Annotated in this window: 32 protein-coding genes; 24 read left to right on the plus strand and 8 right to left on the minus strand. The window is 67.4% G+C overall.

The features are described from left to right. The first annotated feature begins 3 nt into the window (after window positions 1-3). Both QTI05_RS12815 and QTI05_RS12820 read left to right on the plus strand, forming a co-directional pair. On the plus strand, window positions 4-624 hold the full coding sequence (locus QTI05_RS12815) for a nucleotide-binding protein (RefSeq protein WP_286539297.1): 621 nt from the start codon (window positions 4-6) through the stop codon (window positions 622-624). A gap of 67 nt (window positions 625-691) precedes the next feature. Then, on the plus strand, window positions 692-1,147 hold the full coding sequence (locus QTI05_RS12820; protein ID WP_286539296.1) for a MaoC family dehydratase: 456 nt from the start codon (window positions 692-694) through the stop codon (window positions 1,145-1,147). A gap of 76 nt (window positions 1,148-1,223) precedes the next feature. Here QTI05_RS12820 and QTI05_RS12825 read toward each other — a convergent pair whose 3' ends face one another. Next, window positions 1,224-1,514 (minus strand): DUF4148 domain-containing protein, encoded by a 291-nt coding sequence (locus tag QTI05_RS12825; RefSeq protein ID WP_286539294.1) that lies wholly within the window; start codon window positions 1,512-1,514, stop codon window positions 1,224-1,226. A gap of 162 nt (window positions 1,515-1,676) precedes the next feature. On the opposite strand from QTI05_RS12825, the gene QTI05_RS12830 reads away from it, so the two are divergent. Beyond that, window positions 1,677-2,606: a LysR family transcriptional regulator gene (locus tag QTI05_RS12830; protein ID WP_286621556.1), complete on the plus strand. Its 930-nt coding sequence runs from the start codon at window positions 1,677-1,679 to the stop codon at window positions 2,604-2,606. Here the strand turns inward: QTI05_RS12830 and QTI05_RS12835 are convergent. Both QTI05_RS12835 and QTI05_RS12840 read right to left on the minus strand, forming a co-directional pair. After that, entirely contained in the window at window positions 2,599-3,060 is a 462-nt protein-coding gene (locus tag QTI05_RS12835) for a tRNA (cytidine(34)-2'-O)-methyltransferase (RefSeq protein WP_286621558.1), read from the minus strand. The genes QTI05_RS12830 and QTI05_RS12835 overlap by 8 nt on opposite strands. Window positions 3,061-3,083: 23 nt before the next feature. Next, on the minus strand, window positions 3,084-3,803 hold the full coding sequence (locus QTI05_RS12840) for a ComF family protein (RefSeq protein WP_286621560.1): 720 nt from the start codon (window positions 3,801-3,803) through the stop codon (window positions 3,084-3,086). Window positions 3,804-3,824: 21 nt separating this feature from the next. Between QTI05_RS12840 and QTI05_RS12845 the strand changes: the two genes are divergently transcribed. The 8 genes from QTI05_RS12845 to QTI05_RS12880 all read left to right on the plus strand — a co-directional run bounded on the left by QTI05_RS12845 (window position 3,825) and on the right by QTI05_RS12880 (window position 10,236). Next, window positions 3,825-4,730 (plus strand): methyltransferase domain-containing protein, encoded by a 906-nt coding sequence (locus tag QTI05_RS12845; RefSeq protein ID WP_286621565.1) that lies wholly within the window; start codon window positions 3,825-3,827, stop codon window positions 4,728-4,730. A 215-nt stretch (window positions 4,731-4,945) separates the two neighbouring features. After that, the gene (locus tag QTI05_RS12850) at window positions 4,946-5,422 is read left to right on the plus strand and encodes a DUF2244 domain-containing protein (protein WP_286539288.1); all 477 of its coding nucleotides are present in this window, start codon (window positions 4,946-4,948) and stop codon (window positions 5,420-5,422) included. Between the two features lie 69 nt (window positions 5,423-5,491). Continuing rightward, the gene (coxB, locus tag QTI05_RS12855) at window positions 5,492-6,670 is read left to right on the plus strand and encodes a cytochrome c oxidase subunit II (RefSeq protein ID WP_286621567.1); all 1,179 of its coding nucleotides are present in this window, start codon (window positions 5,492-5,494) and stop codon (window positions 6,668-6,670) included. Between the two features lie 31 nt (window positions 6,671-6,701). After that, the gene (ctaD, locus tag QTI05_RS12860; protein WP_286539284.1) at window positions 6,702-8,339 is read left to right on the plus strand and encodes a cytochrome c oxidase subunit I; all 1,638 of its coding nucleotides are present in this window, start codon (window positions 6,702-6,704) and stop codon (window positions 8,337-8,339) included. 13 nt (window positions 8,340-8,352) lie between these two features. Beyond that, the gene (locus QTI05_RS12865) at window positions 8,353-8,463 is read left to right on the plus strand and encodes a cytochrome oxidase small assembly protein (RefSeq protein WP_286539281.1); all 111 of its coding nucleotides are present in this window, start codon (window positions 8,353-8,355) and stop codon (window positions 8,461-8,463) included. A gap of 1 nt (window position 8,464) precedes the next feature. Further along, the gene (locus QTI05_RS12870) at window positions 8,465-9,100 is read left to right on the plus strand and encodes a cytochrome c oxidase assembly protein (RefSeq protein WP_286621569.1); all 636 of its coding nucleotides are present in this window, start codon (window positions 8,465-8,467) and stop codon (window positions 9,098-9,100) included. Next, entirely contained in the window at window positions 9,097-9,312 is a 216-nt protein-coding gene (locus QTI05_RS12875; protein WP_286621572.1) for a DUF2970 domain-containing protein, read from the plus strand. The genes QTI05_RS12870 and QTI05_RS12875 overlap by 4 nt, the downstream gene beginning before the upstream one ends. A gap of 42 nt (window positions 9,313-9,354) precedes the next feature. Next, complete coding sequence (locus QTI05_RS12880; RefSeq protein ID WP_286539274.1) at window positions 9,355-10,236, plus strand: cytochrome c oxidase subunit 3; 882 nt, start codon at window positions 9,355-9,357, stop codon at window positions 10,234-10,236. 77 nt (window positions 10,237-10,313) lie between these two features. Here the strand turns inward: QTI05_RS12880 and QTI05_RS12885 are convergent, their stop codons facing one another. Continuing rightward, the gene (locus QTI05_RS12885; protein WP_286539273.1) at window positions 10,314-10,535 is read right to left on the minus strand and encodes a twin transmembrane helix small protein; all 222 of its coding nucleotides are present in this window, start codon (window positions 10,533-10,535) and stop codon (window positions 10,314-10,316) included. A gap of 36 nt (window positions 10,536-10,571) precedes the next feature. On the opposite strand from QTI05_RS12885, the gene QTI05_RS12890 reads away from it, so the two are divergent. Genes QTI05_RS12890 through QTI05_RS12915 form a run of 6 tightly spaced genes read left to right on the plus strand, consistent with a single transcriptional unit; the run spans window position 10,572 to window position 15,627 of the window. Continuing rightward, a complete protein-coding gene (locus tag QTI05_RS12890; protein WP_286621573.1) occupies window positions 10,572-11,360 on the plus strand; it encodes an SURF1 family protein in 789 nt (262 codons plus the stop codon). Then, the gene (locus QTI05_RS12895; RefSeq protein ID WP_444812923.1) at window positions 11,344-12,024 is read left to right on the plus strand and encodes an SCO family protein; all 681 of its coding nucleotides are present in this window, start codon (window positions 11,344-11,346) and stop codon (window positions 12,022-12,024) included. The genes QTI05_RS12890 and QTI05_RS12895 overlap by 17 nt, the downstream gene beginning before the upstream one ends. Beyond that, entirely contained in the window at window positions 12,021-13,265 is a 1,245-nt protein-coding gene (locus QTI05_RS12900) for a COX15/CtaA family protein (RefSeq protein ID WP_286621577.1), read from the plus strand. The genes QTI05_RS12895 and QTI05_RS12900 overlap by 4 nt, the downstream gene beginning before the upstream one ends. Further along, complete coding sequence (gene cyoE, locus QTI05_RS12905) at window positions 13,262-14,170, plus strand: heme o synthase (RefSeq protein ID WP_286621579.1); 909 nt, start codon at window positions 13,262-13,264, stop codon at window positions 14,168-14,170. Before QTI05_RS12900 ends, cyoE begins: the two co-directional genes overlap by 4 nt. A gap of 10 nt (window positions 14,171-14,180) precedes the next feature. After that, window positions 14,181-14,798, plus strand: a complete 618-nt coding sequence (locus tag QTI05_RS12910; protein WP_286621581.1) for an SCO family protein — start codon at window positions 14,181-14,183, stop codon at window positions 14,796-14,798. A gap of 7 nt (window positions 14,799-14,805) precedes the next feature. Next, entirely contained in the window at window positions 14,806-15,627 is an 822-nt protein-coding gene (locus tag QTI05_RS12915) for a DNA alkylation repair protein (protein ID WP_286621583.1), read from the plus strand. Between the two features lie 6 nt (window positions 15,628-15,633). Here QTI05_RS12915 and QTI05_RS12920 read toward each other — a convergent pair whose 3' ends face one another. Beyond that, window positions 15,634-16,620 (minus strand): Bug family tripartite tricarboxylate transporter substrate binding protein, encoded by a 987-nt coding sequence (locus QTI05_RS12920; protein ID WP_286621584.1) that lies wholly within the window; start codon window positions 16,618-16,620, stop codon window positions 15,634-15,636. Window positions 16,621-16,714: 94 nt separating this feature from the next. After that, window positions 16,715-17,656: an RNA polymerase sigma factor RpoH gene (gene rpoH / locus QTI05_RS12925; protein ID WP_286539261.1), complete on the minus strand. Its 942-nt coding sequence runs from the start codon at window positions 17,654-17,656 to the stop codon at window positions 16,715-16,717. A gap of 256 nt (window positions 17,657-17,912) precedes the next feature. Between rpoH and QTI05_RS12930 the strand changes: the two genes are divergently transcribed. Next, a complete protein-coding gene (locus QTI05_RS12930) occupies window positions 17,913-18,248 on the plus strand; it encodes an FHA domain-containing protein (RefSeq protein WP_286621586.1) in 336 nt (111 codons plus the stop codon). Between the two features lie 4 nt (window positions 18,249-18,252). Here the strand turns inward: QTI05_RS12930 and QTI05_RS12935 are convergent, their stop codons facing one another. Together QTI05_RS12935 and ftsY are read right to left on the minus strand one after the other, a co-directional pair. Continuing rightward, entirely contained in the window at window positions 18,253-18,714 is a 462-nt protein-coding gene (locus QTI05_RS12935; RefSeq protein WP_286621588.1) for an Mpo1 family 2-hydroxy fatty acid dioxygenase, read from the minus strand. 64 nt (window positions 18,715-18,778) lie between these two features. Further along, window positions 18,779-19,897: a signal recognition particle-docking protein FtsY gene (gene ftsY, locus QTI05_RS12940; protein ID WP_286621590.1), complete on the minus strand. Its 1,119-nt coding sequence runs from the start codon at window positions 19,895-19,897 to the stop codon at window positions 18,779-18,781. Between the two features lie 29 nt (window positions 19,898-19,926). Here ftsY and QTI05_RS12945 point away from each other — a divergent pair, with 29 nt between their 5' ends. The 6 genes from QTI05_RS12945 to QTI05_RS12970 are packed head-to-tail and all read left to right on the plus strand — an operon-like array spanning window position 19,927 to window position 25,630. Next, a complete protein-coding gene (locus QTI05_RS12945; protein WP_286621592.1) occupies window positions 19,927-21,363 on the plus strand; it encodes a M16 family metallopeptidase in 1,437 nt (478 codons plus the stop codon). A gap of 14 nt (window positions 21,364-21,377) precedes the next feature. Next, window positions 21,378-22,736 carry a M16 family metallopeptidase gene (locus QTI05_RS12950; RefSeq protein WP_286621593.1) on the plus strand — a complete coding sequence of 453 codons (1,359 nt, stop codon included), beginning with the start codon at window positions 21,378-21,380 and terminating at the stop codon, window positions 22,734-22,736. Window positions 22,737-22,773: 37 nt separating this feature from the next. Then, window positions 22,774-23,433 (plus strand): RsmD family RNA methyltransferase, encoded by a 660-nt coding sequence (locus QTI05_RS12955; protein WP_286621595.1) that lies wholly within the window; start codon window positions 22,774-22,776, stop codon window positions 23,431-23,433. A 42-nt stretch (window positions 23,434-23,475) separates the two neighbouring features. After that, window positions 23,476-23,976, plus strand: coding sequence for a pantetheine-phosphate adenylyltransferase (gene coaD / locus QTI05_RS12960; RefSeq protein WP_286539253.1), 501 nt, complete (start codon window positions 23,476-23,478; stop codon window positions 23,974-23,976). Further along, a complete protein-coding gene (gene pxpB / locus QTI05_RS12965; protein WP_286621597.1) occupies window positions 23,973-24,635 on the plus strand; it encodes a 5-oxoprolinase subunit PxpB in 663 nt (220 codons plus the stop codon). The genes coaD and pxpB overlap by 4 nt, the downstream gene beginning before the upstream one ends. Continuing rightward, the gene (locus QTI05_RS12970) at window positions 24,632-25,630 is read left to right on the plus strand and encodes a 5-oxoprolinase subunit C family protein (RefSeq protein WP_286621599.1); all 999 of its coding nucleotides are present in this window, start codon (window positions 24,632-24,634) and stop codon (window positions 25,628-25,630) included. Before pxpB ends, QTI05_RS12970 begins: the two co-directional genes overlap by 4 nt. Window positions 25,631-25,664: the final 34 nt, after the last annotated feature.

Consider the following 25,664-nt stretch of genomic DNA (forward strand, 5'->3'; position numbering starts at 1 on the left):
CCCATGCCGGTGGTTCTGGTCGCCAACCCCAAGGGTGGCGTCGGCAAATCCACGCTTGCGACCAACATCGCGGGCTATTTCGCCAGCCGCGGCCACGCGGTGATGCTGGGCGACGTCGACCGCCAGCAGTCCTGCGGGCTCTGGCTCGGGCTGCGGCCACCGAAGGCGGCGCCGATCGCGACCTGGGAGGCCAGCGGCGATGGCAATGTGGTGCGCCCGCCGCGCGGCACCACGCACGCCGTGCTCGACACGCCCGCCGGCCTGCACGGCTGGCGCTTCAAGGAGGTGCTGGCCCTGGCCGACCAGGTGCTGGTGCCTTTGCAGCCCAGCATCTTCGACATCTACGCGACGCGCGATTTCCTGGATCGGCTGATGGCGCAACGCCAGGCCGGCAAGGCGCGCATCGGGCTGGTCGGCATGCGGGTCGGCGCCCATACGCTGTCGGGTGACCGGCTGCGCGAGTTCGTGTCGCAGCTCGGCGTACCGATGGTGGCGGAGCTGCGCGACACCCAGAACTACGTGCAGCTCGCGGCGCGCGGGCTCACGCTGTTCGACATTGCGCCGGGCCGCGTGCAGCGCGATCTGGAGCAGTGGCAGCCGATCCTGCGCTGGCTGGATCAGTGAATCCCCGGGGTGCCGTTGTCGCCGCTGCTACAGGCGGTAAGCCCGGCAGGCGACTAGAGTCCGCCCCATGAAAACCTTTCAGACCCTTCAGGACATGGCCGCCTGCGTCGGCCAGGAGGTCGCGCAAAGCGACTGGATCACCGTGACCCAGGAGCAGGTGAACCAGTTCGCCGAAGCGACTGGCGACCACCAGTGGATCCACGTCGACGTGGAGCGCGCCAAGGCCGGCCCGTTCGGTGCGCCGATCGCGCACGGCTTCCTGACGCTGTCGCTGCTGCCCAGGATCTTCGAGACGGCGGTCGAGGTGGTGGAGTCGAGCATGGGCGTCAACTACGGCCTGAACCGGGTGCGTTTCATGTCGCCGGTGCCGGTCGGCAGCCGGCTGCGGGGCCGCATGAAGCTGCTGACCAGCGAGCCGATCGACAACAACGGCGTGCAGATGGTGTGGGAAACCACCATCGAGCTCGAAGGCGTCTCCAAGCCGGCCTGCGTGGCCGAGTCGGTGGTGCGGCGCTACCCCTGAGCCCGGGTTCGCCCCGAAAGACAAGAAAAAGCCGCCCCCGGGGCGGCTTTTTTCATGGCGGTGGCGCGGCGGTCGATTACATGCGGCGGTCGGTCACTTCGCCGTAGGTGGCGGCGCCGGCCCGCGTGATCGACCGCGCGCTGGCACGCACCGCCGCCCGGTCCGTCGTCGTGTCCCGGCTGGCCATGACGCCGGTGCCGCCGTTGCTGATCTTCATTGGCGTGCGCGCTTCGGCCTGCACGGTGCTGCGATCCTGCGTCGACTGGAACGGCTGCGGCGGCAGCGGGTTCTGCTCGCCCTGGAAGGCCTGCGCGCCGAAAGCGGCAAAACCGGAGAGGGCGGCGATGGCGATGAGCTTGGTGTTCATGGTGAGACTCCTGGAAAAACGTGGAAAGGCCGGGCTGCGGTTCGATGCCGGAAAAGGGAATCGCTGCATCGATGGCTGAAATGTAGACTTGTAAGTATGAAAAATAAACTGCATAGTCTTCAATTGAACATTTCAGTAATAGCAATGATCAAGGGGCATTGAATGGACAGATTGCTCTCGATGCGTGTTTTCCAGCGTGTGATCGACGACGGCGGCTTCGCCGCGGCGGCGCGGGCGCTGGAGCTGTCCCCGGCCGCCGTGACCCGGTTGATCGGCGATCTCGAGACCCATCTCGGTGCCCGTCTGATCCAGCGCACCACCCGCAAGATCAGCCTGACCGAGGCCGGCGAGCGCTACCTCGAACGGCTGCGCGCCATCCTGCGCGAGATCGACGATGCCGAATCGGCGGCGGTCGCCAGCACGCGGGAGTTGCAGGGCACGCTGCATATCCTGTCGACACCGGTGCTTGCCACCCACCTGCTGGCGCCGCGCATCGCGCGCTGGCGGGCACTGCATCCGGGCGTGGCGCTCGACATCGTGGTCGACCCGTTCCCGCAACACCGGGTCGAGGCCTTCGACGTGAGCTTTCTGCTGCTGGAAGACGGCATCGACCTCAACGTGGTGGCGCGGCCGCTGGCCCGCACCGACATGATCGTCTGCGCCGCGCCTTCCTATCTGCAGCGCACCGGCACGCCGACCCGGCCCGAGGAGCTGGCGCACCACCAGTACCTGAAATTTCCCTGGCAGCAGACCACCGGCCACAGTGCCCGGCGCTTCCGGCTGCAGCGGCGCGACGGGCAGGGCGGGCCGGTCGAGGTCGACATGCCGGTGGCGGTGCAATCGGCCAGCTTCGACGTGCTCTACCGCGCCGCGCTCGAGGGTGCGGGCGTTGCCGCGCTGTCGACCGCGCTGGTGGCGCCGCACATCGAAAGCGGCGCGCTGGTGCAGTTGCTGCCCGACTGGATCTTCGGGCGCTTCACCATCTACGCGGCGTTGCCGAGCCGCAAGCTGCTGCCGGCGCGCACGCGCGCCTTTCTGGATTTCATGGGCGAGCCGGCGCCGCAGCGCCGGGCGCGGGGCGCCGTCACCTGAAGCCGTTCTGCCGCCAGGCCTCGAACACCGTCACCGCGACGGCGTTCGACAGGTTCAGGCTGCGCTGCCCCTCGCGCATCGGCAGGCGAAGCCGCTGCGCCGGCGCAAAACTTTCGCGCAGTTCCGGAGCCAGGCCGCGCGTCTCGGCGCCGAACACCAGCCAGTCGCCCGGGGCGAACGCAGCTTCGTGCACGAACCGCGTGCCGCGGGTGGTCAGCGCGAAAAGCCGGTCGGCCGGCGGATGCTCGGCGTCGAGCAGCGCCTGCCAGCTCGCATGGCGGCGCACTTCGGCGTACTCGTGGTAGTCGAGCCCGGCGCGGCGCAGCAGCCGGTCGTCCATCGAAAACCCCAGCGGCTCCACCAGGTGCAGCATGCAGCCGGTGTTGGCGGCGAGCCGGATCACGTTGCCAGTGTTGGGGGGGATCTCGGGCTCGACCAGGACGATATGGAACATTGCGGGGCTGACTGAAGGGCGCCCTATTGTTGCGGAGCGTCGGTGCGGGCCAGCACGACCGCAGTGATGTGGGCGGCGCCGGCGCTGCGCAACACCTCGGCCGCAGCGAAAACCGAGGCGCCGCTGGTCATCACGTCGTCCACCAGCACGACGCGGCGCCCGTGCACCTCGGCCGCGCGCAGCGGCTCGATCGCGAAGGCGCCGCGCAGGTTGCGCAGCCGTTCGGCCCGCGTCAGACCGCTCTGGGCCGGGGTTTCGCGGGTGCGCAGCAGCAGCGTCGCGTCGGTTTTGTCCGGCGCCAGGCGCCGCGCCAGCTCCAGCGCCTGGTTGAAGCCGCGCTCGCGCAGCCGTGTCGGCGCCAGCGGCATCGGCAATGCCAGGTCGCATTGCTCCAGCGCCGGTTCGACCCAGGGCGCGCTGCGCAGCAGCGTTGCCAGCGGCGCGGCCCAGCCCGCGTCGCCACGGAACTTGAACTGCGCGATGCAGTCGGGCCAGGGCCATTCGTAGGCGCAGGCCGCCAGGCAGGCGTCGAGCGGTGGCGGGTGCAGCAGGCAGTCGCCGCAGCCGGCGACGCCGGCCGCAACCGGCAGCGCGCAGGTGCCGCAGCGCAAGGCCGGCGGCGCGAAGCGCGCCACGCAGGCGTCGCAAATCGGGCGCGCCGGCCAGACGCGGCACACCGCGCACTGGCTGGGTATCGCGTCGAGCAGTGCGGTGAAGCGGCGTGCGGTTCGAAGGCCGGGCATGGCTCAATATACTGGCCGCCCATGGCCACCGATCCCGCCCAGCGCCCGCCCACCATCGACGCCGCTGCGGCAGCCCGCTGGTCGCGCCTCGCCCCTGCCGACGGCTCGCCCTGGCTGCACGAGGAAATCGGCCGGCGCATGGAAGACCGGCTGCAATGGATCAAGGCGCGGCCCGGAAGCTGGGCCGACTGGTCGCCCCTGAAGGGCGGGCTCGAAGCCCATGCGCTGGTGGCGCGCCGCTACCCGGCGGCCGCGCAATATGTGATCGAGCCCGATGCCGCACTTGCCGCGCGCACGGCCGGAGTGCTGAGCGCGCCCTGGTGGAGCGCCCGGCGCTGGCAGGGCGCGCAGGCGCGCTTCGACGCTCCGCCCGAGGACGGCGTCGACCTGCTCTGGGCCAACATGGCGCTGCACATGGCGGCCGACCCGCAGGCGCTGATCGGCCGCTGGCACCGCACGGTCGCGACCGATGGCTTCCTGATGTTTTCCGCGCTGGGCCCCGACACGGTGCGCGAGCTGCGCGCGCTCCATGCCCGGTTCGGCTGGCCGCCGGCCGGCCATGAGTTCACCGACATGCACGACTGGGGCGACATGCTGGTGCACGCCGGCTTCGCCGAACCCGTGATGGACATGGAGCGCGTGGTCTTGACCTGGCCCACCCCGGAGGCGGCGCTGGCCGAACTGCGCACGCTGGGCCGCAACCTGCATCCGGCGCGCTTCGGCGGGTTGCGCGGGCGGGGCTGGCGCAACGCGCTCGGTGCTGCGCTGGCCGCCACTGCGACGCCGGAGCAAAACGACGGCCGCATCGCGCTCAGCTTCGAAATCATCTACGGCCATGCCTTCAAGCCGGCGCCGCGGGTTGCCCTGGCCGCCGAGAGCGCCGTCTCCCTGCGCGAAATGCGCGCCATGCTCCAAAAGGGGCGATAAGTCGGGAACACCATGGAACCGGCTTCGCCGGGCCATCGGTGTTGCCCCGGAAGGGGGTTGGCGCAGCGGACACGCAGTGCCGCGCAGCCTGGGGGTGAGGCGAATTCCCCCGCTACAATCCGCCGTTGCGTGAACTCGCGGGTATGGTCCCGTGATCGCGGCCTGTCAAACCCCGGTTCGTCGGCTGTCGGCGCACCGATTTGCTGAACTCGCCCGTGTCGAATTCCGTGTTTCGTTTTGCCACCGTCTCAGGCCAGAGCATCCACTGGTTCCTGAAGCGCAATTGCTCGGTCACGCCGAGCCAGCTGGGCTGGCTCTATGCGTCGTTGTGCGTGGTGTCGCTCGGCATCGGCAGCGTGTTCTGGTGGCATGGTGCACGGCTGGTGTTGCCGTTCGCCTGGCTGGAACTGGCCGCGGTCGGCTTTGCGTTCATGCTGTATGCGCGGCATGCGACGGACGGCGAAAAGATCGCGCTGCAGGAGGGGCGCCTGGTGGTGGAGCTGGAAAACGGCGGCCACTACGAGCGCACGGAGTTTTTGCCGCATCAGGTGCGGGTCGAGCCGCAGGACAGCGACCGTTCGCTGATCGAGGTTTCGGGGCAGGGTCGTTCGGTCAGGGTGGGGCGCTATGTGCGCCCCGAATTGCGCGCAGCACTGGCGCGCGAGATTCGCATGGCACTGCGCAGCGCCTGAGCGGCGGGCAGCGCCGGCATCGATCGATGACGGGCCGATGGGTTAACTGGTAATGAAGAAGCAAACACGATGAAGAGCATTTGGCGCAACAAGAACTGGCCGGCAAACCTGCTGCTGGCAGCCGGCGCGACGATTGGCGGTGCAGCGCACGCAGTCAGCGATCTGCCCGGCGGCCCGTCGGTTCGTCAATTGAACATGCCCATCGGCGTGACCAAGATCGCCCAGGAACAGCATTTCCTGCACACGGTCATGATGATCCTCTGCACGGTGATCTTCATTGCCGTGTTCGCGGTCATGTTCTATTCGATCTGGAAGCACCGCAAGTCGGTCGGCCACAAGGCGGCCAACTTCCACGAGTCGGTGGTGGTCGAGGTTATCTGGACCATCGTGCCCTTCATCATCGTGATCCTGATGGCGTTGCCCGCCACCAAGGTGCTGGTCGCACAGAAGGACACCACCAACGCCGACCTCACGGTCAAGACCACCGGCTACCAGTGGAAGTGGGGCTACGACTACATCAAGGGCGAAGGCGAGGGCCTGGCCTTCATCTCCACGCTCGACAGCAGCCAGCGCGCCATGTCCGATGCCGGCGCCAAGGGCGAGATGCCGGTCGATTACCTGTTCAAGGTCGACAATCCGCTGGTCGTTCCGGTCAACAAGAAGATCCGCGTGATCACCACGGCCAACGACGTGATCCATGCGTTCGCCGTGCCGCAGCTCGGCGTCAAGCAGGATGCGATTCCGGGCTTCGTGCGCGACACCTGGTTCCGTGCCGAGCAGGTCGGCGACTACTACGGCCAGTGCCAGGAGCTGTGCGGCAAGGAACACGCCTACATGCCGATCCACGTGAAGGTGGTTTCTGCCGCTGACTACACCGCCTGGGTCGACACCAAGAAGAAGGAAGCCGCTGCCAAGCTCGACGACCCCACCAAGGTCTGGGCGCTGCCGGAAATGCTCGCACGCGGCGAGAAGGTCTACGCTGCCAATTGCGCCGCCTGCCACCAGGCCAACGGCAAGGGCGCCGGCCCGATCAAGCCGCTCGACGGCGCCGCGGTCGTGCTCGACGCCGACCACGCCAAGCAGATCCAGGTGCTCCTGAAGGGACAGAACAACGGCGCGATGCCGTCGTGGAAGCAGCTCAGCGACACGGATCTCGCGGCCGTGGCGAGCTTCACGAAGAACAGCTGGTCGAACAAGACGGGCCAACTCGTCCAGCCCGCCGAAGTGCTCGCGCAGCGCGGCAAGTAAGCCGCCGCCCCCGATACCCGAAGGAAGATTCATGAGCGCAGTTCTCGACCCCCACGGCCACGCACACGGTCACGACGACCACAGTCACGACGAGCATCACGGCGCCCCGGCCGGCTGGCGCCGCTGGGTGTTCGCAACCAACCACAAGGACATCGGCACGCTGTACCTGCTGTTCAGCTTCACCATGCTGATGGTCGGCGGCATCCTGGCCCTGCTGATCCGCGCCGAGCTGTTCCAGCCCGGTCTGCAGCTGGTGAACCCCGAACTCTTCAACCAGTTCACCACGATGCACGGGCTGATCATGGTGTTCGGCGCCATCATGCCGGCCTTCGTGGGCTTCGCGAACTGGATGGTTCCGCTGCAGATCGGCGCCTCCGACATGGCGTTCGCGCGCATGAACAACTTCAGCTTCTGGCTGCTGATCCCGGCGGCGCTGATGCTGGTGGGGTCGTTCTTCATGCCCGGCGGCGCACCCGCCGCGGGCTGGACGCTCTATGCGCCGCTCACGCTGCAGATGGGCCCCTCGATGGACGCCGGCATCTTCGCGATGCACATCATGGGCGCCTCGTCGATCATGGGCTCGATCAACATCATCGTCACCATCCTCAACATGCGCGCGCCCGGCATGACGCTGATGAAGATGCCGATGTTCTGCTGGACCTGGCTCATCACCGCCTACCTGCTGATCGCCGTGATGCCGGTGCTGGCCGGCGCCATCACGATGACGCTGACCGACCGCCACTTCGGCACCAGCTTCTTCAACCCCGCCGGCGGCGGCGACCCGGTGATGTACCAGCACATCTTCTGGTTCTTCGGCCACCCCGAGGTCTACATCATGATCTTGCCGGCCTTCGGCATCATCAGCCAGGTCGTGCCCGCGTTCGCGCGCAAGCGCCTGTTCGGCTACGCCTCGATGGTGTACGCCACCTCGTCGATCGCGATCCTCTCGTTCATCGTGTGGGCACACCACATGTTCACGACCGGCATGCCGCTTACCGGCCAGCTGTTCTTTATGTACGCGACCATGCTGATCGCGGTGCCCACGGCGGTGAAGATCTTCAACTGGATCGCGACCATGTGGCAGGGCTCGATGACCTTCGAGACCCCGATGCTGTTCGCCGTCGGCTTCATCTTCGTGTTCACCATGGGCGGCTTCACCGGCCTCATCCTGGCCGTTGCGCCGGTCGACACGCAATTGCAGGACACCTACTACGTGGTGGCCCACTTCCACTATGTGCTGGTCGCAGGCTCGCTGTTCGCCATGTTCTCGGGCTTCTATTACTGGGCGCCCAAATGGACCGGCGTGATGTACAGCGAAACGCGTGGCAAGGTGCACTTCTGGTGGTCGCTGATCTCGTTCAACATCACCTTCTTCCCAATGCACTTCCTGGGCCTGGCCGGCATGCCGCGACGCTACGCCGACTACCCGATGCAGTTTGCCGACTTCAACGCGGTGGCGTCGATCGGTGCCTTCTTCTTCGGCTTCGCGCAGGTCTACTTCTTCCTGTTCATCGTGCTGCCCGCCATGCTGGGCAAGGGCGAGAAGGCAACGCAAAAGCCGTGGGAAGCTGCCGAAGGCCTCGAGTGGGAAGTGCCTTCGCCGGCCCCATTCCACACCTTCGAAACGCCGCCGCGCCTGGATGCCACGGCAACCCGCGTGATCGGCTGACCGGCTGCGCACGATGACACCGGAACAAAAGAGGAACAACCGACGCATGGGGCTCACGCTGGCCTCGATCGCGGTGCTGTTCTTCATCGGTTTCATCGTCCGCATGGTCTGGATCGGGCGCTGATATGTTGCCCGCCCCCAGTCTTCGCGCTCGAATCCGCCGCGCCAACGTCAAGATGGTGGGCAAGCTCGCCGTGGTGGCCTGCGGCATGTTCGCGTTCGGCTACGCGCTGGTGCCGCTCTACCGCGCGATCTGCGAGATGACCGGCATCAACGTGCTGGCGCTGTCCGAGCTGCAGGTGCCAGGTGGCGCTGCGGGCGGCAAGGACGTGAAGCTGCCGGCCAACACGCAGGTCGACATGAGCCGCACCATCACGGTCGAGTTCGATGCCAATGTGCGCGGACTCTGGGACTTCAAGCCGGCGCAGAGCTCGATGCAGGTGCATCCGGGCGAACTGCATACCGTGATGTACGAGTTCCAGAACGTGCAGAACCGCCGCATGGCCGCGCAGGCCATTCCGAGCTACGCGCCGCAGCAGGCTGCACCGTACTTCAACAAGCTCGAGTGCTTCTGCTTCAACCAGTACACGCTCGACGCTGGCGAAAAGAAGCAGTGGCCGGTCGCGTTCGTGATCGATCCGAAGATCTCGAAAGACGTGAAGACCATCACCCTGTCGTACACCTTCTTCGAGGTCGGCGGCAGGACGCCGGCGGCGCCGACCGCGGCGGCGGCCCAATTGCAGACGGAGCCCCGCTCATGAGCGCCGCCGACCAAGCCGATGCCCGCAAAGGTTCGCTGCTTCGCACCATCAAGGCGGTGGGCTGGGGCTTCTTCGGCGTGCGCAAGGACAGCGACTACCAGGAAGACATCGCCAGGCTCACGCCGCTGCACATCATCGCCGTCGGGCTGGTGGCGGTCATGTTGTTCGTCGGCGGCCTGATACTGCTGGTCAAGTTCGTGGTCGCGCCCTGACCCCCAAGATTCGAATCGAGAGAAGAAAGCCAGGACCCTGATATGAGTTCAACCACCCACGGCACCACGCCCTACTACTTCGTGCCCGGCCCGTCGGCCTATCCGGTCATGGCCGCGACCGGACTGCTTTTTGTGATCCTGGGCGCGGCCCAGTGGATCAATGGCCACGAGTGGGGCGCCTGGTCGCTGCTGCTCGGCATGGTGGCCTGGCTCGGCACGCTGTTCGTCTGGTTCCGGCAGGCCATCGGCGAAAGCGAAAGCGGCCAGTACGGCCACAAGGTCGATCTGTCGTTCCGCTGGAGCATGAGCTGGTTCATCTTCTCGGAGGTGATGTTCTTCGGCGCGTTCTTTACCGCGCTCTGGTGGACGCGCACCCATTCACTGCCCGCACTCGGCAGTCTTGACAACGCGTTGCTCTGGCCCGGCTTCAAGGCGGTGTGGCCCACTGTCGCCGCCGGTGTGACCGGGTCGCCGGCCGGCATCGTCGAGCCGTTCCAGACCGTCGGCCCGTTCTGGCTGCCGACCATCAACACCGCGCTGCTGCTGAGCTCGGGTGTCACGCTCACCTTCGCCCACCACGCGCTGCGTGCCGGCCACCGTGCCCAGTGCATCCGCTTCATGTGGGTCACGGTGCTGCTCGGCCTGTTGTTCCTCGGCGTGCAGGGCTACGAATACCACCACCTCTACACCGAATTGAATCTCAAGCTGAGTTCGGGTGCGTACGGTTCGACGTTCTTCATGCTGACCGGCTTCCACGGCCTGCACGTGTTCATCGGCATGTTGATGCTGCTGTTCATCACCATCCGCCTCATGAACGGCAACTTCACGCCGGAGCGCCATTTCGGCTTTGAAGGCGCTGCCTGGTACTGGCATTTCGTCGACGTCGTGTGGCTCGGCCTCTACCTGCTGGTTTACTGGCTTTGAGGGGTTTGGACGGCACAACAAAAAAGCGCCGCAAGGCGCTTTTTTCATGGCTCGTCGGCGATGCCGAACGGCCCGATCTACTTGCCGACCGGAAGGCCCCCTGGCTGGATGTAGCCGAGTTTCCAGGCGATCAAAACGCACAGGAACAAAAGCACCGACAGGCCGATCCGAACCGTGAGCGCGCGCGCCATGCCACCGGTTTTGGCGCGCCCGTCGCGCCCGTCCTTCAGCATGTAGAACAACGCAAATCCGAGGCTCGCCAGAATGCCGACAAAGGCGAGGGCGACAACGTATTTCATGATGCCCATTATCGGCCGCCGCAGCCGTCCCGTCCCTTGACCCCCACACCCAATCCGAGTCCGCGATCCGCCCGCCGCGGCCGTTTCTGGCTGGTCACGATCGCCGCCGTGCTCACGCTCGCGGCCACCGCGTCGCTGGGCCGCTGGCAGCTGTCGCGCGCCGCGCAAAAAGAGGCGCTGCAGGCCGAGATCGAACTGCAGAAAAACCAGCCGCCGCTCGACCAGCAAGCCTTTCTCCTGATGACGCGGCCGACCGAGGCCATGCACCGATCCGTGCGGCTGCGCGGGCTCTGGCTCACGCCGCAAACGGTTTACCTCGACAACCGGCAGATGCACGGCGTGCCTGGCTTCTACGTGCTGACGCCGTTCGCGATCGAAGGCAGCGAGCAGACCGTGATGGTGCAGCGCGGCTGGATCCAGCGCAACTTCGAGAACCGAGCGCAGTTGCAGGCCGTCCAGACCCCCGCCGGGCTGGTCGAGATCGAGGGCCGCATCGAGCCACCGCCATCGCATCTGCTCGAGCTGGCCAAGGCCGCCGCGCCGGCCGCCGGCGCGCAGGACGCAGTGGGGTCTTCGCCCATCCGGCAAAATCTCGACCTCGAAGCATTCCGCGCCGAAACCGGACTGCCATTGCGGGCCGATGTGTCGCTGCAGCAAACCGGCGCGGCCTCCCAAGGCTTGCAGCGTGACTGGCCGGCGCCGGCGCTCGGCATCGAAAAGCATTACGGCTACGCGTTTCAGTGGTTCGGCCTCGCGGCCCTCGTCACCATCCTCTATGTCTGGTTCCAAATCGTTGCCCCGCTCCGGCGTGCCCGCCGTGGCTGACGAACCGCTCGGGCTCACCGTGCATTCGATGCCGTCGCCGCAGTCGCTCGGCGACGCTTCGGCTCGCCGCACGGTCATGGGCCGCTGGAAGATGGTCGCGGTGCTGCTGATGTGTGCGGCACCGGTGATCGCCTCCTACTTCACCTACTACGTCATTCGACCTGAAGGCCGCCGCGTGTATGGCGAACTGGTCGAACCCCAACGCCCGCTGCCGGCGTGGACGGTCGCCACGCGCGACGGCGCGCCGGTTTCGCTGGCCTCGCTCAAGGGGCAATGGCTGCTGGTCGCGGTCGGAGATGCTGCCTGCGACAAGTTGTGCGAGCAGCAGCTCTATCTGCAGCGCCAGTTGCGCGAAAGCCTTGGTCGCGAAAAAGACCGGATGGACCGCGTCTGGCTCATCAGCGACGCCAACCCGCCGCCCGCGCGTCTGGACAACGGCCTGCATGGCGCCACGGTGCTGCGCGTGCCGGCGGCGCAGCTGTCGCAATGGCTCGCGCCCGAAGCCGGCCACACGCTGGCCGAGCACCTCTATGTGGTCGACCCGATGGGCAACTGGATGATGCGTTTTCCGGCGCGCATGGACGCCGCGGGCGCGGCCAGGGCCAAGAACGACATCAACCGGCTGCTGCGCGCCTCCGCCTCCTGGGACGAACCCGGAAGATGAACACTCCCGCGCCCTACGACCTCGCGCCGATCGCCTGGCTGATGGGCATGGGTGTGCTGATCGCGCTCGGGCCGCTGGTGTGGGTCTGGCGCCGCAATGCGGGCCATGGCGTTGCGCGGCGCCTGCATGCGCTGACCGTGCTCGTGCTGTTCCTGACCTTCGACCTCACGCTGTTCGGTGCCTTCACGCGCCTGACCGATTCGGGCCTCGGCTGCCCCGACTGGCCCGGCTGCTACGGCAACGCGAGCCCGCTCGGTGCGCGGCATGACATCGCGATGGCGCAAGCCGCGCAGCCGACCGGCCCGGTGACGCACGGCAAGGCCTGGATCGAGATGGTGCACCGCTACCTGGCCACCGGCGTCGGCGTGCTGATCGTCGTGTTGGCGATCGCCACTTTCGTCGCCTGGCGCCGGCAACGGCGGTCACCGGCCATTGCAGCACCGCAGGTCGCGCTCAAGCCCTGGTGGCCACTGGTCACGCTGGTCTGGGTCTGCCTGCAGGGTGCGTTCGGCGCGCTGACCGTGACCATGAAGCTCTACCCCGCGATCGTCACGCTGCACCTGCTCGGCGCCATCGTGCTGCTCGCGCTGCTCTGCATGCAGGCGGTGCGCTACCAGCAAGCCGCGAGCGAGCGGCTGCCGACCGCCTTGCCCGGCGGGCTGCGCAGCCTGCTGGTGGCCACGAGCCTGCTGCTCGGGCTGCAGATTGCGCTGGGCGGCTGGGTCAGCACCAACTACGCGGTGCTGGCCTGCACCCAGTTCCCGACCTGCCAGGACAGCTGGTGGCCGCCCATGAACTTTGCGCAGGGCTTCGAGATCTGGCGCGCCCTCGGCCTCACTTCGGCCGGCAACCCGGTCGATTTCTCGGCGCTGACGGCGATTCACTACGTGCACCGGCTGATGGCATATGTCGTGTTCGTGGCGATCGGTGTGCTGGCCTGGCGGCTGCGTCGCGTCGTGCCGCTGCGCCCGCAGGCGAAATGGCTGGCCGGCCTGGCGCTGCTGCAGCTTGCCACCGGCCTCGGCAACGTGTTGCTCGGTTGGCCGCTGCTGGCGGCCGTGCTGCACACCGGTGGTGCTGCCGCGCTGGCCGTGGTGCTGGTCTGGACGCTGTGCGAAACCAGGCGCGTCCCCAGTCTCCGCGCACTTCGCGTCGCTGTGCCACCTCCCTTGCAGGGGGCAACACCAACGGTCGGGCAAAGCCCGTTCCGCGGTGTTTCTGGAAAGATGCGAAAGACATGAGCACGCCCTTGCCCGTTACCGAAGCCACCAGCACCGCCAACGTGCTGCGCCAGTTCTATGCGCTGACCAAGCCGCGCGTAGTGCAGCTCATCGTGTTCTGCGCGCTGATCGGCATGGTGCTGGCGGTGCCGGGCGTGCCGGGCTGGGCCGAGCTGCAGCGCGGCCTCGTCGCCTGCATCGGTATCTGGCTCGTGGCCGGCGCAGCCGCGGCATTCAACTGCCTGGTCGAAAAGGGCATCGACGCGAAGATGAAGCGCACGGCATGGCGCCCCACCGCGCGCGGCCAGCTGAGCGACCGGCAGGCGCTGATCTTCTCGGCGCTGCTCTGCGCGGCCGGCTCGGCGCTGCTGTGGTTCACGGTGAATCCGCTCACCATGTGGCTCACCTTCGCCACCTTCGTCGGTTACGCGGTCGTCTACACCGTCATCCTGAAACCACTGACGCCGCAGAACATCGTGATCGGCGGCGCCTCGGGCGCGATGCCGCCGGTGCTGGGTTGGGCCGCGATGACCGACAACGTCGGGCCCGAAGCCCTGATCCTGTTCCTGATCATCTTCCTGTGGACGCCGCCGCATTTCTGGGCGCTCGCGCTGTACCGCGTCGAGGATTACCGCAAGGCCGGCCTGCCGATGCTGCCCGTGACGCACGGCAACGAATTCACGCGGCTGCAGGTGTTGCTCTACACCTTCATCCTGTTCGCGGCCTGCCTGATGCCGTTCATCTACGGCATGAGCGGCTGGCTTTACCTGGCGGTGGCGGTGGCGGTGAGCATCGGCTTCACCGGCTATGCGTTCGCGCTTTGGCGCCACTACTCCGACACGCTGGCGCGCAAGACCTTCCGTTTTTCGCTGATCCACCTGAGCGTGCTGTTCGCGGCGCTGCTGGTCGACCACTACCTGTTTTGAGAACGTTGCGATGAACAAGCGAAGCGCTATTAAGTTGATGGCTGGAAGCGCAGGATGGGTGGCCGCTGCAGCCGCCTTGGGCTTGAATCTTTCGGGGTGCACCGAGGCCCGGCAGAGCTTCAATGCAGTCGACCTCACGGGCGCCGATTACGCCCGGGACTTCTCGCTGGCCGATACCGACGGCAAGGTGCGCACGCTGGCCGACTTCAAGGGCAAGGTGGTCGTGCTGTTCTTCGGCTATGCGCAGTGCCCCGATGTCTGCCCGACCACGATGACCGAGATGGCCCAGGTCAAGCAGCAGCTCGGCGCCGACGGCGACAAGCTGCAGGTGGTGTTCATCACCGTCGATCCGGCGCGCGATACGCCGACCGTGCTGAAGGCCTACATGGGTGCGTTCGACCCGGGCTTCGTGGCCTTGATCCCGACACCCGAGCAACTGGCCGCCATCGCCAAGGACTTCAAGGTCTACTACAAGAAGGTCGACGGCTCGACACCGACCAGCTATTCGATGGATCACTCGGCCGCCAGCTACATCTACGACCCCTCGGGCCGGCTGCGGCTGTACGCGCGCTACGGCGCGGGTGCCGCGCCGATGCTGGCCGACGTCAAGGCGCTGCTGAAGTCCTGAGTCCGCCGTGGCCGGCTCCATCGAGCACCTGAAGACTCGCAAGGGCGCGTTCCGTATCGCGCTCATTCCGCCCGAGGTGCTGCAGGCGCTCAACGACGGCCTGCTTGAAACCGTCAACCTCAACGAGTTCCTTGCGCTCGAACTGCCGCGCCTGGCACGCAGCGTGGCAGGCCAGATCGGCATCGACGCGGCGCACGAGCGGCTCGAGGACACGCTCGCGATGCTGGCGAGCTTCAAGCCCATGAAACGGCACGACCACGTGGCGCGCGCGTTCTACGACATCGTGGCACTGCACCCCGAGCGCGATGCCATTGCGCATCGCATCGCCACGCACCCGAGCGATGCCGCGCGCTGCTGGGCGGCGCAGTGGATCACGCTGTCGGGGCTCGAACTGCCGCGCCAGCTGCAGGCCGTGCGCCGCTTCGCCGCCGACCCGCATTTCGGCGTCCGCGAGATCGCCTGGATGGCCGTGCGCGATGCGGTGATCGCATCGCTCGACGAAGCGCTGGAACTGTTGCAGCCTTGGGTGCGGGACGCCGATCCGAACATTCGCCGTTTTGCCAGCGAACTCACGCGCCCGCGTGGCGTCTGGTGCGCGCAGATCGAAGCGCTCAAGGCCGAGCCCTGGCTGGCGTTGCCGCTGCTCGAGCCGCTCCAGGCCGACGGCAGCCGCTATGTGCAGAACTCGGTCGCCAACTGGCTCAACGACGCGAGCAAGACGCAAGGGGAGTGGGTCGAATCGGTTGCGGCGCGATGGCTCGCGGCGTCGGATGCACCGGCCACCCGGTACATCGTCAGGCGCGCATTGCGCACGCTCTCCAAGGCCTGACGGCGATCACTCGTTCTTGATGCCGCGCGCCTTGATCACGCCGCCAAGCTGCGCCGTGTCGGCCTTGATGCGGTTGGCCAGCCCTTCGGACGACGAGCCCACTGCTTGCCAGCCCTGCTGGAACAGCTTGGCGCGCACTTCCGGCGAGCGCACGATCTCGCTCACCAGCGCCGACAGCTTCGCGACGATCGGCTTCGGCATCGAGGCCGGAGCCGCCACCGCGTTCCAGATCTCGAGCTGGAAGCCCGGCAGTCCGAGCTCGGCCAGGCTCGGGTACTCGGGCACCAGGGTGCTGCGACCGGTGCTGGTCACGCCGATCACCTTGAGCTTGCCGGCGCGCGCCTGCGCACTCACCAGCGCCGGCGGCAGCAGTGCCCACTGCAGCTGGCCGCCGATCATCCCGTTGATCACCTGCGGGTAGCCGGGGTAGGGCACGTGCACCGACTGGGTCTTGAGCTGCGCGTTGAGCAGCTCCATGCCCAGATGCCCCACGGTGCCCACGCCGGGGGTGCCGTAGCTCCAGCTGCTGCCGGATGCGCGTGCGGCCTTCAGCAGCTCCTGCGGCGTGTTGCCCGGCGTGGCGGCCGGCACGGCCAGCACCAGCGGCGCCGTGCCCACCAGGCTCACGGGCTGCAGATCGGTCAGCGGGTCGTAGCCGAGCTTGCTATTGAGCAGCTTCGCGATCGTCATGTTGCCGTTGATCATCACGCTGATCGTGTGGTTGTCGGTCGCGTGCGCCACCACTTCGCCGGCGATGTTGCCGCCGGCGCCGACGCGGTTCTCCACGATCACCGGCTGGCCGAGCGCCTTCGACAGCGGCTCGGCGATCGTGCGGGCCGACAGGTCGGGCGTCGAGCCGCCCGGAAAACCCACCACGATGCGCAGCGGCTTGCTCGGCCAGCTGTCGAGCGGCGAGGCCGCGATGGCGGGGCCGGCGGCGAGCAGTGCGGCGGCCAGTGCGGTGAACGAGCGGCGCGAGCGTGAAGCGATCATGGGGTGTTGTTCCGGTGAGTTCGGCGGACGCAAAGCCGACGAGTATAAAAAAGCCCGGCACGCGGCCGGGCTGTTCCTGGGAGTGAAGCGGACTTCAGGCGAAGGTTGCGAGCGACTTCTTCATCTTCTTCATCGCCGCCACTTCGATCTGGCGGATGCGCTCGGCGCTCACGCCATACACCGCAGCCAGGTCGTGCAGCGTCATGCCGCCCGAGCCGTCGTCGTTCACCTTCAGCCAACGCTCTTCCACGATGCGCCGGCTGCGCTCGTCCAGCGCTTCCAGCGCGGTCGAGATGCCATCGCTCGAGAGGCGGTCGCGGGCGCGCGATTCAAGCTGCGCGGTCGGCTCCTGCGTGGCGTCGGCCAGGTAGGCGATCGGGCCGAACGATTCTTCGCCGTCGTCCGACGGGCTCGGATCGAGCAGGATGTCGCCACCCGACAAGCGGGTTTCCATCTCGAGCACTTCTTCGGGCTTGACGTTCAGCCTGGCCGCGACCTGGCCGACCTCGTCGGGGCTCAGCGTGTCGCGGTGCGTGCCTTCGTCGAGAGCGGCGGACTCGGCCTTGAAGCCCTGCTTCATCGAGCGCAGATTGAAGAACAGCTTGCGCTGCGCCTTGGTGGTCGCCACCTTGACCATGCGCCAGTTCTTCAGGATGTACTCGTGAATCTCGGCCTTGATCCAGTGCATGGCGTAGCTCACCAGCCGCACGCCCTGGTCGGGGTCGAAGCGCTTCACGGCCTTCATCAGGCCGACATTGCCTTCCTGGATCAGGTCGCCGTGCGGCAGCCCGTAACCCAGGTACTGGCGGGAAATGGAAACGACCAGGCGCAGGTGCGACAGAACGAGCGCGCCGGCGGCCTCGAGGTCGTTGTGGTCGCGCAGCCTGCGGGCAAAGCCCTGCTCTTCTTCAAGCGTGAGCAGCGGCAGCCGGTTGGCGACCGAAATGTAGGCGTCCAGATTGCCCAACGGCGGCACGACCGACCACGGGTTGGCCACAGCCAGTTGGTTGGCAGAGACTCCAGACAGGGTTGTCATTGAGGAAACTCCTTTGGTTCGGATCATATTAGCACTCGGTTAGAGGGAGTGCTAAGGTCAGGGTTCCCCCTTATTTCAATCGCCGCGATAGCCTTTGGCTGTCGGTCGGCAACGGGATCGCGTGTGCTTTTGCACGGCCCTGGCATTTTTAGAGACAAAAATGAATAACAAAGGATTACATGCCAACTAGTTACTAGGGCTAACTGTGGGCCGGGCGCACATTGACATCGGCATCTCGCCGAGGAGAACAAAAACCATGGCCCGCCTGATTCTGTTGACGAAAACCACCGCCCCCAAAGTGATCGACCTTGCCGCCGATCGAACCTCGATCGGGCGAGAGGTGGACAACGACGTGCAGATCTTGCGCCCGCGCGTCAGCCGGCACCATGCCGAACTGAGCGTGGAAGACGACGGCACCTGGCTGCGGGATCTGGGCAGCAGCAACGGCACCTTCGTCAATGGCCGCCAGGTGCAACGCCAGGAGCTGCACCATGGCGACGTGATCCGCGTCGGCGATTGCGACATCCGCTACCTGACGCGCAACAGCAGCACCAACTTCGGACTGCTCTCGGAGCTGGGCTTGCTCTGCTGACGGCCTACCAGCGCACGCCCAGTCGGGCGTACAACTGCGTCACCACGAACAGCGGGCCGACCCAGAGGTACTGGATGTCTTCGAAGAACGAGGGCTTCTTGCCTTCGATCTTGTGGCCGACGAACTGGAAGATCCAGGCGACCACGAACACCACGGCCGACACCGGTACCAGGTAGGTGCCCAGCGCATGAACCAGCGCCAGCAGCGCGACGGTGCCGACCGCCATGGTGGCGAACAGCACCGGCGAGCGCAGCGACGCGTAGTAGACGAGGCTGGCTGCCACGAAGGCATAGGCCACCCAGGGATGCAGCGCGAACAGCAGGCCGACGATGCTGAGCATGATCGCGGGGATGGCGACGAAGTGGATCAGTTCGTTGGTCGGGTTGCGATGGCTTTCGCCGTAGTGGGCGAGCAGGCGGTCGACCTTGCGGTCGGTGCCGGGAAGCGGGGCGTGGGCGGTTTGCATGTCAGTCTCCGGAGCGCCGTGCGATGCGGCGATCCGGCCATGATGCCAGAGCACCCCGGGCGTGTCAGCCGAGCAGCGCCTGCGCGAACTCGCGCGCGCTGAAGGTCTCGAGGTCTTCCAGCTTCTCGCCGACGCCGACGAAGTACACCGGAATCGGCCGCTCTCGCGCGATCGCAGCCAGCACGCCGCCCCTGGCGGTTCCGTCGAGCTTGGTCACGATCAGGCCGGTCAGTCCCAGCGTGTCGTCGAAGGCCTTGACCTGCGCCACCGCGTTCTGGCCGGTGTTGCCGTCGATCACCAGCAGCACCTCGTGCGGTGCGGTCGCGTCGGCCTTCGTCACCACGCGTTTGATCTTCTTGAGCTCGTCCATCAGATGGAGCTGCGTCGGCAGCCGGCCGGCCGTATCGACCAGCACCACGTCCTTGCCGCGTGCCTTGCCCGCCTTGACCGCGTCGAAGCTCACGGACGAGGGGTCGCCCCCCTCGTTGCTCACGATCTCGACGGTGTTGCGATCGGCCCAGACCAGCAGTTGCTCGCGCGCCGCGGCGCGGAAGGTGTCGGCCGCGGCCAGCAGCACCGAGCAGCCTTCGTCGGCCAGGTGCTTGGTGAGCTTGCCGATGGAGGTGGTCTTGCCGGCGCCGTTGACGCCCGCGACCATGATCACCGTCGGTGCGTGCTCGCCGATGACGAGCGGTTTTTCGAGCGGCTTGAGCAGATCGGTCAGCACGTCGGCCAGCAGCACGCGCACCTGCGCGGCGTTGCTGGGCATCGTGCTTTTGACGCGGCGGCGCAGTTCCTCCAGCATCGACTCGGTGGCCTTGACGCCGGTGTCGGCCATCAGCAGCGCGGTTTCGAGCTCTTCGTAGAGCGCCTCGTCGATCTGCGCATTGACGAAAACGGCCGTGATGCCGGTGCCGGTCTTGCGCAGGCCGGTCTTGAGCTTGTCGAGCCAGCCCGCGCGCTCGGGCTCGATCGCCGCCACGGGTGGCGGCGCAGCGCGATAGGGCGAAACCTTCGGGGGCGGCGGTGGGGGTGGCGGCGCGGGTGGCAGGTTGCGCAGGAACGCCGGCACTTCCTGGGGCACCATCGGGGGTGCCGCAACCGGCGGAGGCGGCGGTGGCGGAGGAGGGGGCGCCGGCGGCAGCTCGGCCTCGGGCTTTTTTTTCTTGAAGAAACTGAACATCAGGGGGTTTTTACAATCCGACCCATTCTATGAAACGCTCCTCGCCACGCCGCGCTGCGTCCGGTGCGGTGCTGGCCACGGCGCTCCTCGCGCTCTGGGCCATGCCCGTCGCTGCTCAAAGCCCACCCGCCGCTTCTTCCTCCCCATCGTCCACGCAGGCGCAGCAATTCACGCTCGCCAACGGCATGACGCTGATCGTCCAGCCGGATCGCCGTGCGCCCACTGCGGTGCAGATGATCTGGGTTCGCGTCGGCTCGATGGACGAGGTCGATGGCACTTCGGGCGTGGCCCACGCACTCGAGCACATGATGTTCAAGGGCACCAAAGACCTGAAGCCCGGCGAGTTTTCGCGCCGCGTGGCCGCGCTCGGCGGGCGTGAAAACGCCTTCACCACGCGTGACTACACCGGCTACTACCAGCAGATCCCGATGGGCAAGCTGGAAGACATCATGAAGCTGGAGTCCGACCGCTTCGCCCACAACCAGTGGGCCGACGACGAGTTCAAACGCGAGATCGAGGTGGTCAAGGAAGAGCGCCGCATGCGCACCGAAGACCAGCCGCGCGCGCTGCTCGGCGAGCAGCAGACCGCGGCCGTGTTCGTCGCCTCGCCCTACCACCGCCCGGTGGTCGGCTGGATGAGCGACCTCGACGCGATGACGCCGCAGGACGTGCGCGACTTCCACCAGCGCTGGTACGTGCCGGCCAATGCCGCGATCGTGATCGCCGGCGACGTCGACGTGGCGCAGGTGCGCAAGCTGGCCGAAAAATACTATGGCGGCATCCCGAACCGGGCCGTGCCGCTGCGCAAGCCGCGTACCGAGCCCGAGCAGCGCGGCATCCGCCGCATCGAGTTCAAGGCACCGGCTGAGCAGTCGTATGTGTCGCTGGCCTTTCGCACGCCCAAGCTCGAGACCTTGGACGGAGAAAGCGATGCCTGGGCGCTGGTAGTGCTCTCGGCCGTGCTCGACGGCTACGCCGGCTCGCGGCTGGATCGCGCGCTGACCCAGGGCCCGGATCGGGTGGCCGACTCGGCTGGCTCTTATTCAGGTTTCATCGGCCGCGGGCCGCAACTGTTCGGCCTCGATGGTGTGCCGGCTGCCGGCAAGACGCCCGAGCAGGTCGAGGCAGCGTTGCGTGCCGAGGTGGCCCGCGTGGCGAAGGAGGGCATCGGCGCGGCCGAACTTGCCCGTGTCAAGACGCAATGGGTGGCCAGCGAAACCTACAAGCTCGATTCCGTGATGGCGCAGGCGCGCGAGCTCGGTAGCAACTGGGTTCAGGGGCTGCCGCTGGACGCGAGCGCCAAGATCATTGCCAAGCTGCAGGCCGTCACGGCCGAACAGGTGCAGGCGGTTGCGGCCAGGTACTTCGGCGACGACCAGCTCACGGTCGCCATCCTGCGGCCGCTGCCGCCTGAAAAGAACCGCCGGCCGCGTGGCTTCACGGCGCCCGCGGGCGACCTGCGCTGAAAGATCGAATCCTCATGTTTGCTACAAAAAAGATAGCGCCTTGCGCCCTGCTGGCTACTGCGATGGGCCTTTTCGGCCTGAATGTTCAGGCTGCCGTGCCGATCCAGCACTGGGCACTGCCGAACGGCGCGCAGGTCTGGCTGTCGAGCGTGGACACGCTGCCGATCCTGGATCTCCAGCTCGACTTCGATGCCGGCAGCCGGCGCGATCCGGCACCGCAGGCCGGCCTGGCCAGTGTCACGGCCGGCATGGTCGAAAAAGGCGTTCGCGCGGCGCCGGACTCCGGCCCCTATCCGCAGGCGATGGACCAGAACGCACTGGGCGAAGCCTGGGCCGACCTCGGTGCGAACTTCGACGCCAGTGCCAGTTCCGAGCGCACCAGCTTCACGCTGCGCACGCTGTCGGATCCGGCGCTGTCGGGCAAGGCCGTCGCGCTGGCAGCGCGCCAGATCGGCGAGCCATCGTTCCCCGAAGACATCTGGCAGCGCGAGCGCGAGCGCATCGGCGCGGCCATCAAGGAGGCCAACACCAAGCCGGCCACCGCTGCCTCGCGCGCTTTCGGGCAGGCCGTCTACGGCAACCATCCCTACGGCCAGGAAGCGACCGAAGCCACGCTGGCACGCATCGACACAGCCGCGATGCGCGCGCGCTACGAGCAGCTGACCGTGCCGTGCCGGGCCAGGCTCAGCATCGTCGGCAACGTCACGCGGCCGCAGGCCGAGTCGATTGCGATGACGCTGTTGTCGCGCTTGCCGGCCCAGCCGGCAGGCTGCGCGGCCCTGCCGCCGGTGCCGGAGATTGCAGCGCTGACGGCGCCAAAGGAAGAGCGCATTCCGTTCGATTCGGCCCAGGCGCACGTCTTCATCGGCGAGCCGGGCTATCGGCGCAGCGACCCCGACCACTTCGCGCTCACGCTCGGCAACTACGTGCTCGGCGGCGGCGGTTTCGTCTCGCGGCTGACCGACCAGGTGCGCGAGAAGCGCGGCCTGACGTACAGCATCTACAGCGGCTTCTCGCCAGGCCTGCATGCGGGCGCGTTCCGCATCGGCTTTCAGACCCGGCCCGACCAGGCGGCCGAGGCGGTGAAGATGTCGCGCGAAGTGCTCGCGAAGTTTGTCGCCGAAGGCCCGACCGAGATCGAACTCAAGGCCGCCAAGGACAACCTGATCGGCGGTTTCCCGCTCCTGCTCGACAGCAACCGCAAGCTGCTCGGCAACGTGGCCAACATCGCCTGGTACGGCCTGCCGCTCGACTACCTCGACACCTGGACGGCGCGCATGAACGCAGTGACCGCAGCCGACGTCAAGGCCGCGTTCGCGCGCAAGCTACAGCCCGAGCGCATGGTGACCGTCATCGTCGGCGGCGCGCAATGACCGCACCACGGCGGCGCCCGCAGTTAAGCTTGGCCGCATGAGGAAAGACCCCGCACCCAAGCCCGCCGCCAGCAAGCCCGCCCGCGTGCCCCGCCACAAGGCGCCGCTGCCGCGCCAGATCCGCATCATCGGCGGGCTGTGGAAGCGAACCCGGCTGGCCGTGGCCGACAAGCCCGGCCTGCGGCCGACGCCCGATCGCGTGCGCGAAACCCTGTTCAACTGGCTCGCCAGCCTGGCCGGCGTCGGCGGCGGCGAGTTGCCGGGTTGGCATTGCCTCGATGCCTTTGCCGGCACCGGCGCGCTCGGCCTGGAAGCCGCGTCGCGCGGGGCCGCCAGCGTGCTGTCGTGCGAGCAGGATGCCGAACTCGTCGCGCAACTGCTGGCGATCAAGACCCGGCTGGGCGCGCAGGCGCTGCGCGTCGAGCGCGGCAATGGCGTCACCGCGCTGGAGCGTGTGCCGGCCGGCAGCCTGCATGCGGTGTTTCTCGATCCGCCGTTCGAACAGCCCGCGCTGTACGAGCCCGCGCTGCGCGCGGCTGCCCGTGCGCTGCATGCCGATGGTGCGGTGTACCTCGAAGCGCCGCGGCGCTGGACGGACGAAGAACTGGCCCCGCTGGGGCTGATCGGCTTCCGCTACCTGAAGGCCGGCGCGGTGCATGCGCACCTGCTGCGGCCACTCGTTGCCGCGACGGCATAATCCGCCGACCCAGGCCGAACCGGCCGACCGAGGAGGAAGACGATGTCCAACGTGATCGCGGTATACCCCGGGACATTCGATCCCATGACGCTGGGCCATGAAGACGTGGTGCGGCGCGCCACCCAGCTGTTTTCGCATGTGATCGTGGCAGTGGCGGCGGGCCACCACAAGAAGGCGCTGTTCTCGCTGCAGGAACGCATCGAGATGGCGCGGGAAGTGGCGGAGCCGTTCAAGGACCACGTCACGGTCGAGAGCTTTTCCGGCCTGCTGCGCGACTTCGTGGTCGCGCGCAACGGCAAGGCCATGGTGCGCGGCCTGCGCGCCGTGACCGACTTCGACTACGAGTTCCAGCTGGCCGGCATGAATCGCTCGCTGATGCCGAACGTCGAGACCGTGTTCCTCACGCCGAGCGACAAATACCAGTTCATCTCCAGCACTTTCGTGCGTGAGATCGCGATGCTCGGGGGCGAGGTCGACAAGTTCGTCTCGCGCGGCGTGCAGCAGAAGCTGGCTGCCAAGGTGCGCAGCCTTGGACGTGAGTGACTGAAGCCCCGCCGCCCAGGCTGCATCCGCTCGGCGACGCCGCGCTGCTGTTCGAGCTGCCGGCGCCGGCGCGGCTCGACGTTCAACAGAAGATCTGGGCGCTCGCGGCCGAGGCCGCGGCGTGGCCCGGCGTCGGCGAGATGCTGCCCGGCATGAACAACCTCACGCTGATGTTCGACCCCGCGCAGACCGATGCCGAAGCGCTGGGCGCGCGCGTGCTGGCGCTCTGGCCCAAGCTCAGGCCGACCGCCATCGCCGGACGCGAGGTGCGCATTCCGGTGGCCTACGGTGGTGAGGATGGCCCCGATCTGGCCGATGTCGCGACCCACACCGGCCTGACCCCGATGGAGGTGGTTCGCCGCCACTGTGCCGGTGAATACATCGTCTATCTGCTTGGCTTTCTGCCTGGCTTTGCGTTTCTCGGCGGCCTGGCGCCCGAACTCGCCACGCCGCGCCGTGCCGAACCCCGCACCGCCGTGCCGGCACGTTCGGTCGGCATCGGCGGGGAGCAGACCGGTATCTATCCGCTGGTATCGCCGGGCGGCTGGCAACTGATCGGGCGCACGCCGCTCGAGATGTTCGACCCGGCCGCGAAGGAGCCGACCTTGCTGCGCCCCGGCGACCGCGTGCGCTTTGTCGCGGAGAGTGTCAGGACGTGATCACCGTCATCCGGCCCGGCATGCTGGCTTCGGTGCAGGACTTGGGCCGGCACGGGCACCGCCACCTGGGCATCTGCCCCGGTGGCGCGCTCGACCCGCTGGCGCTGACGCTGGCGAATCGCCTGGTCGGCAACCCAGATGGCGCGGCCGGCCTCGAACTCACGATGGGGGGCTGCGAGCTGCGTTTCGGCAGTGCCACGCGCATCGCCCTGGCCGGCGACGACTTCGGCGCCCGCCTCGACGGCCAGCCGGTCTGGCCCTGCTGGAGCATGCCGGTTGCGGCCGGGCAAACGCTCAGGCTCGCCGACGCCAACGTTTCGGGCGGCAAGCCCGGCCTGCGCAGCTGGCTCGCGGTCGCCGGCGGCATCGACGTGGCGCTGGTGCTGGGCTCGCGCAGCACCGATCTCAAGGCCGGCTTTGGCGGCCATGGGGGCCGCGCACTGCGAAAAAACGACAAGCTGCCGCTCGGCGCTTCGTCGCTCAGCGCGGCGCAACGCGAGCGCCGTGCCTTCGGTCTGCGCTCACCGGCCTGGGACCAGGGCGAGGGCACGACCGGGGCGATCTCGCTGCGCGTGATGCCTGGCCCCGAATACGAGCAGTTCACCGTCGCGGCGCGCGCCGGACTCTGGAGCGACGGCTGGCGCATCACGCCGCAAAGCAACCGCATGGGCAGCCGGCTGGCCGGGCCCGAACTCAAGCGTCGGCGCAGCGTCGACATCCTGTCGTCGGGCGTGATCCCGGGCACGATCCAGGTGCCGCCCTCGGGCCAGCCGATCATCCTGATGGGCGATGCGCAGACTACCGGCGGCTATCCGCGCATCGGCGTGGTGATCCGCGCCGATCTCTGGAAGCTCGCGCAGGCGCCGCTCAACGGGCGGTTGCGGCTGGTCGAAGTCGATGCCGCCGCGGCGGGTGCCGCGTGGGATGCACAGCAGCGCCATCTGGCACAGGTTGCCCATGGTCTGGCGGCCATGGGCTGGCCCGTTGCGGCGTAGACTTGCAAAGGAATGCCGCGGAACCGGCTTGGGG

Source organism: Variovorax fucosicus (genome assembly GCF_030316825.1).
GTDB classification, from domain to species: Bacteria; Pseudomonadota; Gammaproteobacteria; order Burkholderiales; family Burkholderiaceae_C; genus Variovorax; species Variovorax fucosicus.

Bases quoted from the DNA above. Each gene is read 5' to 3' on its own strand.
- QTI05_RS12885 (WP_286539273.1), bottom strand. From the start codon at position 10,535: ATGAAATACGTTGTCGCCCTCGCCTTTGTCGGCATTCTGGCGAGCCTC.
- QTI05_RS12875 (WP_286621572.1), top strand. From the start codon at position 9,097: ATGAGCGCCGCCGACCAAGCCGATGCCCGCAAAGGTTCGCTGCTTCGC.
- QTI05_RS12870 (WP_286621569.1), top strand. From the start codon at position 8,465: ATGTTGCCCGCCCCCAGTCTTCGCGCTCGAATCCGCCGCGCCAACGTC.
- cyoE (WP_286621579.1), top strand. From the start codon at position 13,262: ATGAGCACGCCCTTGCCCGTTACCGAAGCCACCAGCACCGCCAACGTG.
- coaD (WP_286539253.1), top strand. From the start codon at position 23,476: ATGTCCAACGTGATCGCGGTATACCCCGGGACATTCGATCCCATGACG.
- QTI05_RS12935 (WP_286621588.1), bottom strand. From the start codon at position 18,714: ATGCAAACCGCCCACGCCCCGCTTCCCGGCACCGACCGCAAGGTCGAC.
- QTI05_RS12820 (WP_286539296.1), top strand. From the start codon at position 692: ATGAAAACCTTTCAGACCCTTCAGGACATGGCCGCCTGCGTCGGCCAG.
- coxB (WP_286621567.1), top strand. From the start codon at position 5,492: ATGAAGAGCATTTGGCGCAACAAGAACTGGCCGGCAAACCTGCTGCTG.
- QTI05_RS12880 (WP_286539274.1), top strand. From the start codon at position 9,355: ATGAGTTCAACCACCCACGGCACCACGCCCTACTACTTCGTGCCCGGC.
- QTI05_RS12950 (WP_286621593.1), top strand. From the start codon at position 21,378: ATGTTTGCTACAAAAAAGATAGCGCCTTGCGCCCTGCTGGCTACTGCG.
- QTI05_RS12945 (WP_286621592.1), top strand. From the start codon at position 19,927: ATGAAACGCTCCTCGCCACGCCGCGCTGCGTCCGGTGCGGTGCTGGCC.
- QTI05_RS12845 (WP_286621565.1), top strand. From the start codon at position 3,825: ATGGCCACCGATCCCGCCCAGCGCCCGCCCACCATCGACGCCGCTGCG.
- QTI05_RS12955 (WP_286621595.1), top strand. From the start codon at position 22,774: ATGAGGAAAGACCCCGCACCCAAGCCCGCCGCCAGCAAGCCCGCCCGC.
- QTI05_RS12930 (WP_286621586.1), top strand. From the start codon at position 17,913: ATGGCCCGCCTGATTCTGTTGACGAAAACCACCGCCCCCAAAGTGATC.
- ctaD (WP_286539284.1), top strand. From the start codon at position 6,702: ATGAGCGCAGTTCTCGACCCCCACGGCCACGCACACGGTCACGACGAC.
- QTI05_RS12830 (WP_286621556.1), top strand. From the start codon at position 1,677: ATGGACAGATTGCTCTCGATGCGTGTTTTCCAGCGTGTGATCGACGAC.
- QTI05_RS12840 (WP_286621560.1), bottom strand. From the start codon at position 3,803: ATGCCCGGCCTTCGAACCGCACGCCGCTTCACCGCACTGCTCGACGCG.
- QTI05_RS12815 (WP_286539297.1), top strand. From the start codon at position 4: ATGCCGGTGGTTCTGGTCGCCAACCCCAAGGGTGGCGTCGGCAAATCC.
- QTI05_RS12835 (WP_286621558.1), bottom strand. From the start codon at position 3,060: ATGTTCCATATCGTCCTGGTCGAGCCCGAGATCCCCCCCAACACTGGC.
- ftsY (WP_286621590.1), bottom strand. From the start codon at position 19,897: ATGTTCAGTTTCTTCAAGAAAAAAAAGCCCGAGGCCGAGCTGCCGCCG.
- rpoH (WP_286539261.1), bottom strand. From the start codon at position 17,656: ATGACAACCCTGTCTGGAGTCTCTGCCAACCAACTGGCTGTGGCCAAC.
- QTI05_RS12900 (WP_286621577.1), top strand. From the start codon at position 12,021: ATGAACACTCCCGCGCCCTACGACCTCGCGCCGATCGCCTGGCTGATG.
- QTI05_RS12865 (WP_286539281.1), top strand. From the start codon at position 8,353: ATGACACCGGAACAAAAGAGGAACAACCGACGCATGGGGCTCACGCTG.
- QTI05_RS12825 (WP_286539294.1), bottom strand. From the start codon at position 1,514: ATGAACACCAAGCTCATCGCCATCGCCGCCCTCTCCGGTTTTGCCGCT.
- QTI05_RS12910 (WP_286621581.1), top strand. From the start codon at position 14,181: ATGAACAAGCGAAGCGCTATTAAGTTGATGGCTGGAAGCGCAGGATGG.
- QTI05_RS12920 (WP_286621584.1), bottom strand. From the start codon at position 16,620: ATGATCGCTTCACGCTCGCGCCGCTCGTTCACCGCACTGGCCGCCGCA.